The organism is Bacillota bacterium (assembly GCA_029961055.1).
In the GTDB taxonomy this organism is placed as follows: domain Bacteria; phylum Bacillota; class Sulfobacillia; order JAIMAT01; family JAIMAT01; genus JAIMAT01.
Genome location: JASBVM010000051.1, coordinates 82,188 through 92,563, shown reverse-complemented (window position 1 = coordinate 92,563; position 10,376 = coordinate 82,188). Strand labels below are relative to the sequence as shown.

The following is a 10,376-nucleotide window of genomic DNA, read 5'->3' as shown; positions in this document are numbered from 1 at the left end:
GGAGCCGACGCGCCTGACGGTCGCGGAGTACCTGACTCAGTGGCTGGAGGCGGTGCGAGCCCAAGTGGCCCCAGGGAGCATGACGAACTACCGCCCCGCCGTGAAGACCGTTCTGAAGACCAGCATTGCGGGCGTGAGGCTCTTGTCTCTGACTCCGCTCCATGTGGAGCGCGCCTACGCCGAAATGCTGGGCTTCGGCCTCTCGCCGCGTACCGTAGCCCACCATGGAGTGGTGCTCGGGCGGGCGCTCGGGGACGCTGTGCGCTATGGGCTGCTCCCGGACAACCCGGCCTCCGCCACAAAGGCGAAGCGGCCGAGGTGGACGGCGCCTGAGATGCGCGCGCTCAACGCGGAGGAGGCCCGAACGCTCATGGCTGCGGCGCTTCGGGCGGAGGGCGAGGGGATCGGGGCGAAGTACGCCCGGACCGTTGAACTGGGACTCGCCACCGGGCTCCGAATCAGCGAGGCGCTGGGGCTGCGGTGGGAGGATGTGAGCGAGGCGGCGATCAGCGTGCGACAGGCCTTGCGAGACGGCAAGACGCCGGGCCCCCCGAAGAGCCGGGCCGGCATGCGAACCATCCCGTTGCCCCGGGACGCGCAGGAGGCGCTCCGCCGGCAGCGGCGCTGGCAGAAGGAGCAGCGGCTTGCAGGGGGGGCCGGCGTGGAAGCAGACGGACTGCGTCTTCACGCACGAGGACGGCTCGCCGATCAGCGAATGGACCTTCCAGGCGTGGTACCAGCGCTTCATCCGGCAGGTAGGCCTTCGCGAGCCGCTTCCCCGCTTCCATGATCTCCGGCACACCTGGGCGACACTCCAGCTCCAGGCGGGGACGCCGGTGAAGCTGGTTTCCGAGCTCCTGGGCCATTCGAGCGTCACCGTGACGCTTTCGATTTACGCCCACGTCCTCCCCGAGCAGCGCGAGCAGGCGGCCAGGGCGGCCGAGGAGTGGCTCAATGTTCAGCGGGCCACAGGTCGTTGAGCGCGGGGGCTGGGTACGGCCCGGGGCATCTCCGTCCCCAATCGGTCCCCAAATCGGGGTCGGAAGAGCCGGAAAGCCGCGCCACGCAAAGGATTCCGGGAGTGATACCCATGAACTGTCCCTTCTGCGGCGGTCCCACCCGGGTGGTGGACTCCCGCCCCTCCGACGACGGCGCGGCGATCCGGCGACGGCGCCGGTGCGAGCGCTGTGGCCAGCGCTTCACCACCTACGAGACCATCGAGCAGGGGCCGCTCTGGGTGGTGAAGAAGGACGGCCGCCGGGAGCTCTTCAAGCGGGAGAAGCTCCTGGGCGGGCTGCTCCTGGCCTGCGAGAAGCGGCCGGTCCCTCCGGAGCGGCTCGAGCGGCTGGCGACCGAGATCGAGACGCGCCTCCGCGCCCGGGGCGAGCGGGAGGTGCCCAGCCGCGCCATCGGCGAGCTGGCCATCGAGGGCCTGCGGGAGATCGACGCCGTCGCCTACGTCCGCTTCGCCTCCGTCTACCGGGACTTCGAGGACGTGGAACGCTTCCGCGAGGAAGTCGACCGCCTCCTGGGCCGGGCACCCGGCCCCGGACGGTGAGCTTGGGTGCGGCCGGATATCCACGTATACTGGCTTCGGAATTACCCCCGTGGGTATGCCGGCCCCCGTGAGGGCGTCCTGCCGCCGGCGGTCGGCCGCCGGCAGGGGGAAGGAGGCGGAAGCCTGTGACTCTGCCGCTCCCGGAGACCGTGGGGTGGCCCGGCGGCCCGCAGTTCCAGACCTTCGGACTCTTCCTCCTCGCCGGGCTGCTGCTGGGCTATGCGCTGGACCGCGCGGAGCGGCGCGACGCGCGCTGGCTGGCGGGCCTGGCGGGGGCCTGGCTGGTCGGCCGGCTCTTGCGGCAGGTGGTCTTCCCCGACCTGGCCTGGGGCGATCCCCGCAGCTGGATCCGCCTCACCGGCGACGCCTTCAGCTACGAGGGGGCGGTCCTGGGCTTCCTGGCCGGCCAGGCCGCGCTGGCAGGCGGCGGCTGGCGCCAGCGGCTGGGGTCGCTGGACCGGCTGGCCTCGCCCCTGGCGGCCGCGACGGCGGTGGGGATGATCGCCTGGCCGGCGCGGGGCGTTCCCGCCACCTTCCTGGCGCTGCCCGATCCGGCCGGCCGCCCGGCCCTGGCGGTCCAGGTGATCGGGGCGGTCCTCTACGCCCTGGTGGCGTGGGCGCTGGGCGGGCGCCGGCAGGGGGCGCCGGGTTCGCTGGCGCTCTTCCTGGCCTCCTCGGGCGCCATCCGCTTCGGGCTGGGCTGGCTGGTGGCCGACCGCAGCGCCTGGTGGGGGGAGCTGAGCGCGGTCCAGGTGGGGGCGCTGGCCAGCGTCGTGGCGGCGACCGCCCTGGCCGTGGCGGGCGCCCGGCCGGCGGAACTGTTCGGCAACCGTCTCCGCCTGGCCATGGACGGCACGCTGGCCCTCCTCGTCCTGGCCGCGGCCGTCACCATCCTCTCCTGGCCGGCCCCCGGCCAGCCCCAGGCCGGCGCAGGCGGGGCCGGCGGCGGGACGGGGGCGATCGCCCAGGCTCCGGAGAGCGGCTCTTCCGGCTCCTCAGGCGGCGAACTGCCGGCGGCGGCGGTGCCCGGCTATCCCGCCCCCGACTTCACGGCCAAGGCGCTGGACGGATCGACCTTCCGCCTGGCCGATCTGCGGGGGCGGCCGGTGCTGCTCAACTTCTGGGCCAGCTGGTGCCCGCCCTGCAAGGAGGAGATGCCCGACCTCGAGGCTTTCCACAAGAAGTACGGCGACCGCATCGCCGTGGTCGGGGTCGACATGCAGGAGAGTCCCGAGACCGTCGCCCGCTTCACGCGAGAGAACGGGTACGACTGGCGTTTCGTGCTCGACCCGGGGCTCGACGTGGCCCAGCTCTACCGGGTGGGCGGCATCCCCACCAGCTTCTGGATCGACGCAGGGGGTGTCGTCCGCGTCCGCTTCACGGGGCCGATGACGCTGGCGCAGATGGAGGCCTACTTCAAGCAGGTGGGAGAGGCCGGCTCCCGCTGACCCCCGCCGGAGCCGGAGCCGTCGCAGCCTCCGCCGCCCCGGCGGACGCCCTCGCCCGGAGCCAGCGCTCGGGCAGGCTGCGGACCGGCGCCGCCAGGAGTCCCTCGCGCGGGTCGCCCAGCAGGACCGCTTCGGCTCGGGCGTAGCGCCAGGCGGTGTAGGCGAGGACGAGGGCGTCCAGCGCGTCGTGGTCGAGGTCGGCTTCCTCGGCGCGCAGGGGCCCGCCGCCCGCGCGGCGGACCCCCAGCGCCGCCAGCAGCCGGAGGCGTTCGAGCCGGCCCTCCGGCCGGCTTTTGGGGGGAAGCCAGCCGCCCGCCAGGGCGGTGAAGCTGAGCGCCGGGTAGGCTTCCAGCAGGGAGGCGCCGGTGTCGTCCAGGGCGCGGGGGAGCCGCCGGTCTTCCTCCAGCCGGCGGAAGAGGGCGAAGCCGACGCGCATCCAGCCCGGCGCCTCGGCCTCGCTGCGGGGGGTGGGGTAGATGGCGAGACCGCGGCGGCGGACCTCCCACTCGCAGACGCGGAAGCCCCGGTAGACGCCGGGCCGCGGTCTCGGCGCCAGCCGGGCGCGGTAGCGGGCGCTGTCCATCAGGTGGAGCCCCGGCCGCTGGGAGGCGTCCACCGCCACCACGTCGGGCTGGCGCCGGCGGACCGCCGTCACCACGGCGGCCACGTCGGCCGCCTGCTCGAGCGCCACCACCCGGAGGTCGTCGTCCAGCCAGGCGAGCCGGTGGCCGCGGCGCTCGGAGACGTCTACGCCCAGGAAGAGCCTCCCGCCCGGCACGATCCGTTCACCTCCATCGCCGGGCATGCGGCGACGCCGCCCCGTGCCCGCACCGACGCCCGTGCCCTTCGACACGAGAAAGAGGGGGGCGTCATCCCCCTCTTTCTAGCATGAACGGGTTTCCGGCTTCCGGCGGGCTCGCTTCAGGCGAGGAAGACGTGGCGACCGATGGTGGCCAGGTAGCGCTGCGTCCAGAGGTAGGTGCTGTACGCCTTCCCCGGGTTGAAGAAGTAGAGCGCGCCTCCCGTCGGATCCCAGCCCGCCAGGGCGTCGTCCACGGCGCGCAGGGCGCTGGCCGTGGGCGGCTGGTAGAGCGACCCGTTGGAAACCGGCTCGAACTGGCCGGGCTGATAGATCACGCCTGCCAGCGTCTTCGGGAAGATCGGGCTCTTCATCCGGTTGAGCACGGTCGCGGCCACCGCCACCTGGCCCACGTAGGGCTCGCCCCGGGCTTCGGCGGTCACCAGCTGGGCCAGCAGGTAGCGCTCCCCCTGGGTCAGCCAGACGCCCGCCCCGGTCGAGGTCCAGGCGGCGCTCAGCTTCGGCCCCTGCGCGGCCGCCACGGCCGAGGGCGCGTCGGCGCCGGCCGGGCCCTCTCCGGCCGAGGCCGGGATGATCAGCGGCTGGCCGGGACGGATCATGTCCGACGTCAGGCCGTTGTCGGCCTTCAGCTCGGCCGCCGTCAGCCCGTACCAGCCGGCGATCTCCGCCAGCGTCTCGCCGGGCCCGACCACGTGGACCCGCTCGCCCGGCCCCGGAATCCAGAGCTTCTGGCCGGGGTAGACGGTCCACTGGCCCCAGAGGCCGTTGAGCGCCTGAATGGCCGTCACCGTCGTGCCATGCGCCTCCGCGATGCTCCAGAGCGACTCGCCCGGCTGGACCCGGTGCGGGGTGGAAGCCTGGGCGGCGGCGCTGGCCACCGGGACGGTGGCGATGCTCACGCACGCGGCAAGGACCAGGACAACCGCTGCGCGCGTGAGCGCCGCCACGGCGCCCACGTGTCGACGTGGTCTCTTCATCAATGGACGTCCCTCCTACTCGTCGGGTCTCGCTAGAACGTTCACCCCTTCAAAATAAGGTGGTGTTCGTGCAGCATTGTACGGGCCGCCGCAGGGCGGTTCACTAGTAAAACGTCACCAGACGTCGAAGTATCCGGGCGGAGACCTTGGAGCTATGCTGCGCGCGGGAGGGAGGACTCATGAAAATCTTGGTGGCCTTCGACGGCTCGGAACCGGCCAAGCGGGCGATGCGCTTCGCGACCGACCTGGCGCGCCGGCTGGGCGACAGCGAGCTGGAGGTCCTCTTCGTCGCCGAGGATCTGCAGGTGCCTTCCTACTTCAGCGACCAGTACCTGGACCCCGCCACCTGGGAGCGGTTGGAGCGGGAGATGGTGGAGCACGGCCGGGAGATGGTGGAGGAGGCGAGCCGGATCGCGGAGGAGGCGGGGGTGGAGGTGAGCACCCGGGTGCGGCAGGGGAACCCGGCCGCGGAGATCGTGGCCGAGGCGGAGCGCTGCCGGGCCGACCTGATCGTCATGGGCAGCCGCGGCTTGAACGCGCTGGGCGAGATCTTCCTGGGCAGCGTCTCCATCCGCGTGATGCGCCAGGCCACCTGCCCGGTCACGGTCGTCCGCTGAGGCGGCGCAGGTAGAGGTCGAGCCAGGCTTCCTCGCGCAGGAGGAGCTGGCGGTCGATGCCGTTCAGGTCGTCGTCGTACCAGTGATAGTGCGGGATGCCGTCGCGCCCGTCGTCGACGCCGATGAACGTGATGGCCGGCCAGCCGCCCAGCGCCGCCACCAGCGCGTCGGTGGGGAGGATCAGGTTCCGCTGCGGGACCGGTCCGAAGCCGTCCTCCAGCCTGAGCCGGCCGGCGAGCTCCACCAGGCCCGGGTCGAAGCGGACGTAGCGGACCATCCCCTCGCCGGTCAGGTAACGGAAGCGGCCGCCGCCCAGGTTGTCCAGGTTGACGACCCGCGTCCGCTCGGGCGGCAGGTCGCCCGCATGCCGCCCGAGGAAGGCGCGCATGCCCCGCTCCCCGGTCTCCTCGCAGCCCGTCCAGACGAACCAGAGCTCGCACCCCTCCGGCGGCTGCCGCGCGAACCGCTCGGCCAGCGCCAGGGCGAGCGCGCTCCCCGAGCCGTTGTCGTTGGCGCCGGGGACGTAGCGGGCGAAGAGCCACCCCTGGAGGAAGGGGACCAGCGCCACGACCAGCGCCACCGGCGACCAGCGACCCAGCTCCACCGGCCAGGCCGCTGCCGGCGCCAGGAGCCGCCCCAGGATGGCGGCCAGGACGCCGGCCATGCTCAGGTAGGCCAGGCCGAACCAGAGCGGCAGCCAGGGCCGGAAGCGCGGGTGGAAGAGCCAGCTGCCCTTCTGCGTGTCGTAATGGGCGCTGACCACCAGGCGGAGCGCCCCGCCGGGCCGCCGCGCGACCACGTTCTGGGAGGGGGCGGGAGGGAGGACGCGCGCCATGTTCCAGCGCGGGTGGCCCGTCTCCTCGCCCAGGAGAAGCGCCAGCGCCGCCAGCGCCAGGAGGAGCGCCAGGAGCGCCGGCCAGCGGCCCCAGGGCAGGAGGGCGAGCCAGCCCGCCGCCGCCAGCGCCAGCCCGAGCCGGGAGGTGCCGGCGTGGAGCGTGTCCGCCGAACCGGGGAAGCGCTCCACCGCCACCTCGTAGCCGAGCGCGCCGAGGCGCTCGGCGATCCAGGCGGCCGCCCGGGCTTCCTGGTCGCTGGCGGAGCCGCGGTGGGGGAAGCGCATCAAGCCCTCCAGGTAACCCCAAGCGTCCACGAAGCGATCGCCTCCCTCGTCCGGTCTTCGACCGGTCCCGGCCGTGGCGCGGACCGCGGCTCCGGCCGCCGGCCTAGAAGAGCGCCGGCTGGCCGGCGTCCGGGCTGAGGCCCAGGTGCTCCTCGGCGGCCCGGGTGGAGCGACGCCCCTGGGCGGTCCGCCGCAGGAAGCCGATCTTGAGCAGGTAGGGCTCCACCACGTCGGTCAGCGTGTCCGCCTCCTCGTTGAGCGTCGCCGCCAGCGCCGCCACGCCCACCGGCCCGCCCTCGTAGGCGCGGATCAGCACCTCCAGGTAGTGGCGGTCGAGGGCGTCCAGGCCGCGGGCGTCGATGCCCTCCAGCGCCAGCGCTTCCTCGGCCACGCGGGCGGTGACGGGGTGGACGCCGCCCACCTGGGCGTAGTCCCGCACCCTGCGCAGGAGCCGGTTGGTGATCCGCGGCGTGCCGCGGGAGCGGCGGGCGATCACCTCCTCGGCCTCCGGCTCCAGCTCCACCCCCAGGAGCCGGGCGGAGCGGGCGACGATCCGCCGGAGCTCCTCCGGCGGGTAGAAGTCCAGGTGGTAGAAGAGGCCGAACCGTTCCCGCAGCGGCGCCGCCAGGAGACCGGCGCGGGTGGTGGCGCCCACCAGCGTGAAGGGCGGGATGTCCAGCCGGATCGACTTGGCGAAGGGGCCCTTGTCCACCACGAAATCCACCCGGTAATCCTCCATGGCCGGGTAGAGGAACTCCTCCACCGCCCGCGGCAGCCGGTGGATCTCGTCGATGAAGAGGACGGAGCCGGGCTCCAGGTTGGTCAGGACGCCCATCAGGTCGCCCGGCCGCTCGATGGCCGGACCGCTGGACTGGACCAGCGGAACGCCCAGCTCGTGCGCGATCACGTGGGCCAGGGTGGTCTTCCCCAGGCCCGGCGGACCGTAGAAGAGGACGTGGTCCAGCGGCTCGCCCCGCTCGCGGGCGGCCGTCACCGCCACCCGGAGCCGCTCCACCACCTGCTGCTGACCGATGTACTCGTCGAAGGCGCGCGGCCGGAGCGAGGACTGGTACCGCTCCTCCTCGGGCCGCTCCTGGGGCGAGACGAGACGCTCACGCACTCCGCCGACCTCCCTTGCAAGGAGCTTGCGACGGCTTCAGGTCAGGGGGCGGGGGCTCGGCCGCCCAGGCGGGCGGCGGCCTGGCGGTAAGCCTCGCGGATCAGCTGGTCGACGCTCTCCACCGTCGCACCCCCGGCGACGACGCGCTCCAGCATGGCCATCGCCTCGGCCGGCGCATGGCCGAGCTGCTCCAGCACCTGGAGCGCCTCGGCCCAGACCGCCTGCGGGTCGTTCTCCGGGCCCGCGGCCGCCTGCCCTGCCCCGGCGGTGCTCCCCGCGCCGCCCCCGGCCCCGGCGGCCGCGCTCCCGGGTGACGCCCGGCGCCGCCCCTCGCCCGATCCGGTCCCCGCGCCGGCCTTCCCGGCCGCCCCGGCGCTCCCGGGGCCCTCGGGGCCCCCGGCCTCCGCCGCGCCGCCCCCGGCCCCGGGCGCCGGGGCGGCGAAGGCGAAGCCGGCCACCTTCCCCCGCAGCCGGGCGACCAGGTCGGCGGCGCGCTGCCGGCCGATCCCGGGCAGCTGCGTCAGCCAGGCCTCGTCGCCCGCCTCGATGGCGCGGGCGATGGTCGCCACCGGCAGGCTCATCGCCCGCAGGGCGGTCCTCTGCCCGAGGCCGCCCGCGCCGCTCAGCTTCAGCCAGAACTCCCGCTCCTCCGGCGCGAGGAAGCCGATCAGCACCGGCGTCAGGCTGGCGCCGCCCACCCCGCCCTGGAGCAGGGCGACGGTGTACAGCTCCACCACCTGCCCCAGCCGTCCCAGCAGCCGCGGGCGGTCGACCGGCGGTACGGAGGCCTCCAGCACCAGGCCGCCCAGGTCGACCAGGGCGCTCTCCTCCAAGACTTCCTCCAGGCGCCCGCGGATGCGGTCGATCATCCCCGCCAGGCCTCCACGCGCTCGTTGGCCAGGTGACAGAGGGCGCAGGCGGCCGCGTCGGAGACGTGATCGGGCTCCAGCGGCCCCGCCAGGCCCAGGATCCGTTCCACCATCCGCGCCACCTGCTCCTTTCCGGCCGCGCCGCGGCCGGTGACGCTCTTCTTGATGTCCGCCGCCGTGTACTCCACCACGCGGACGCCGGCGGCCGCCGCGCAGGCCAGGAGGACGCCGCGGGCGTGGGCGAGGAGGATGGCCGACTGGGGGAAGGGCGGCCGCGAGTGGACCGCCTCCACGGCCACCGTGTCGGGCCGGAGCTCCTCGACCAGGGCGCCGGCGTCGCGGGCGAGCTGGGCCAGCCGCCGGGCCAGGTCCGCCCGGGCGGGGACGCGGAGCGTCCCGCCCTCCACCAGCCGGGCGCCCCGGCCGCCGGGACCGGCCTCCAGCAGCGCGTAGCCGGTGGCCCGCAAGCCCGGGTCGAGCCCCAGGATCCGCATTCCATCGCCTCCCGCGCGACGCCTCGGAGCTTCCCCGGCGGGCGCGGGAACTCCTGCCCGGCCGCGGCCGCCCGTGGCGCCCCGCCGCCAGGAAGTCGACCCGGTCCTCGCGAACTCCCGGCCGGAGGTGCTGGGCCCGTGGAAGCGGTTCGGAGCGCAGACGTGGTCATCATCGGAGCCGGGGCGATGGGTTCCTCGCTGGCGTACCATCTGAAGGCGGGCGGCTTCCCCGGCGAGGTCCTCGTGGTCGAGCGGGAGCTCGCGCGGGAACGGAGCTCGACGGGCCTCTCGGCGGGCGGGATCCGCCAGCAGTTCGGTACGCCGGTCAACATTCGCCTCTCCCGGGCCAGCGTCGAGTTCTACGAGCGCTGGCAGGAGCATGTGGCGGTGGAGGGCGAGGCGCCGGACATCGCCTTCCGCCAGCAGGGCTACCTCTTCCTGGCGGACGCGCGGACGTGGCCGGTGCTGGAGCGGCGCTACGAGGTGCAGCGGAGCCTCGGCGTCGAGGTGAGGAAGCTGGCCCCTGCGGAGATCCCGGAGCTGCTTCCGGAGGTGAACCTGGAGGGGCTGGTGGGCGCCACGTACTGCCCCCGGGACGGCTTCCTCGATCCGTACGCCGTGATGCGCGGCTTCGAGGGGAAGGCGCGCGAGCTGGGGGCCGGCTTCCTGGAGGACGAGGTGACCGGGGTCCTCCGCTCGGGCGACCGGGTGGAGGGCGTCCGGCTCCGCTCCGGGGCGCGGGTGGAGGCACCCGTGGTGGTGGACGCCGCCGGCGCCTGGTCGGCGGAGGTGGCCCGCATGGCCGGCGTCGACCTTCCGGTGGTGCCGGTCCGGCACACCATCTTCGTCGCGCGGAGCGCCCGCCAGCTGTCGCGGCCGCTGCCCTTCACCATCCTGCCCAGCGGCCTCTACTTCCGGGAGGAGCGGCCCGGCACCATCCTGCTCGGCAAGAGCCTGCCCGAGGACCCCGAGGCGTTCGACTTCACCGCCGACCGGAGCCCCTTCGAGGAGCTCTGGCTGGAGCTGGCCGAGCGGGTGCCGCTCTTCGAGCAGCTGAGGCTGGAGCACCTCTGGTCCGGGCTCTACGAGATGAACAAGGAGGACGCCAACGCCATCATCGGGGAGCACCCGGACCTGCGCGGCTTCTTCGTCATCGCCGGCTTCTCCGGCCACGGCATGATGCAGGCGCCGGCGGCGGGGCGGGCCCTGGCGGAGCTGATCCAGCACGGGCGCTTCGTGACGCTGGACGTGAGCGAGCTCTCGCCGGCGCGCTTCCGGGAGGGGCGCCTGGTGCTGGAGGACGCGGTGATCTGACGGCCCGGGAGCGGGAGCGCTCCGGGCAGCGCAGCCTGA

Annotated in this window: 11 protein-coding genes; 5 read left to right on the top strand and 6 right to left on the bottom strand. The window is 74.2% G+C overall.

Annotation, left to right across the window (positions count from 1 at the left end):
- The first annotated feature begins 644 nt into the window (after positions 1–644).
- The 3 genes from QJR14_10940 to QJR14_10930 all read left to right on the top strand — a co-directional run bounded on the left by QJR14_10940 (position 645) and on the right by QJR14_10930 (position 3,006).
- On the top strand, positions 645–980 hold the full coding sequence (locus tag QJR14_10940) for a tyrosine-type recombinase/integrase (protein ID MDI3318114.1): 336 nt from the start codon (positions 645–647) through the stop codon (positions 978–980).
- 110 nt (positions 981–1,090) lie between these two features.
- Entirely contained in the window at positions 1,091–1,558 is a 468-nt protein-coding gene (nrdR, locus tag QJR14_10935; GenBank protein ID MDI3318113.1) for a transcriptional regulator NrdR, read from the top strand.
- 125 nt (positions 1,559–1,683) lie between these two features.
- Complete coding sequence (locus QJR14_10930) at positions 1,684–3,006, top strand: TlpA disulfide reductase family protein (protein ID MDI3318112.1); 1,323 nt, start codon at positions 1,684–1,686, stop codon at positions 3,004–3,006.
- On the opposite strand, the gene QJR14_10925 is transcribed toward QJR14_10930, so the two are convergent.
- Both QJR14_10925 and QJR14_10920 read right to left on the bottom strand, forming a co-directional pair.
- The gene (locus tag QJR14_10925; GenBank protein MDI3318111.1) at positions 2,975–3,784 is read right to left on the bottom strand and encodes a DUF429 domain-containing protein; all 810 of its coding nucleotides are present in this window, start codon (positions 3,782–3,784) and stop codon (positions 2,975–2,977) included. The two genes, QJR14_10930 and QJR14_10925, sit on opposite strands and share 32 nt — an antisense overlap.
- Before the next feature lie 143 nt (positions 3,785–3,927).
- Positions 3,928–4,803 (bottom strand): cell wall hydrolase, encoded by an 876-nt coding sequence (locus QJR14_10920; protein MDI3318110.1) that lies wholly within the window; start codon positions 4,801–4,803, stop codon positions 3,928–3,930.
- Positions 4,804–4,982: 179 nt separating this feature from the next.
- On the opposite strand from QJR14_10920, the gene QJR14_10915 reads away from it, so the two are divergent.
- Positions 4,983–5,420: a universal stress protein gene (locus QJR14_10915; GenBank protein ID MDI3318109.1), complete on the top strand. Its 438-nt coding sequence runs from the start codon at positions 4,983–4,985 to the stop codon at positions 5,418–5,420.
- On the opposite strand, the gene QJR14_10910 is transcribed toward QJR14_10915, so the two are convergent.
- The 4 genes from QJR14_10910 to QJR14_10895 all read right to left on the bottom strand — a co-directional run bounded on the left by QJR14_10910 (position 5,404) and on the right by QJR14_10895 (position 9,023).
- Positions 5,404–6,570 carry a M28 family peptidase gene (locus tag QJR14_10910; GenBank protein MDI3318108.1) on the bottom strand — a complete coding sequence of 389 codons (1,167 nt, stop codon included), beginning with the start codon at positions 6,568–6,570 and terminating at the stop codon, positions 5,404–5,406. The genes QJR14_10915 and QJR14_10910 overlap by 17 nt on opposite strands.
- 73 nt (positions 6,571–6,643) lie before the next feature.
- Positions 6,644–7,660: a Holliday junction branch migration DNA helicase RuvB gene (ruvB, locus tag QJR14_10905; GenBank protein MDI3318107.1), complete on the bottom strand. Its 1,017-nt coding sequence runs from the start codon at positions 7,658–7,660 to the stop codon at positions 6,644–6,646.
- A 41-nt stretch (positions 7,661–7,701) separates the two neighbouring features.
- Positions 7,702–8,529 (bottom strand): hypothetical protein, encoded by an 828-nt coding sequence (locus QJR14_10900; protein ID MDI3318106.1) that lies wholly within the window; start codon positions 8,527–8,529, stop codon positions 7,702–7,704.
- Complete coding sequence (locus tag QJR14_10895; protein MDI3318105.1) at positions 8,526–9,023, bottom strand: crossover junction endodeoxyribonuclease RuvC; 498 nt, start codon at positions 9,021–9,023, stop codon at positions 8,526–8,528. Before QJR14_10895 ends, QJR14_10900 begins: the two co-directional genes overlap by 4 nt.
- Before the next feature lie 138 nt (positions 9,024–9,161).
- On the opposite strand from QJR14_10895, the gene QJR14_10890 reads away from it, so the two are divergent.
- Positions 9,162–10,337 (top strand): FAD-binding oxidoreductase, encoded by a 1,176-nt coding sequence (locus QJR14_10890; protein ID MDI3318104.1) that lies wholly within the window; start codon positions 9,162–9,164, stop codon positions 10,335–10,337.
- The last annotated feature ends 39 nt before the right edge of the window (positions 10,338–10,376 follow it).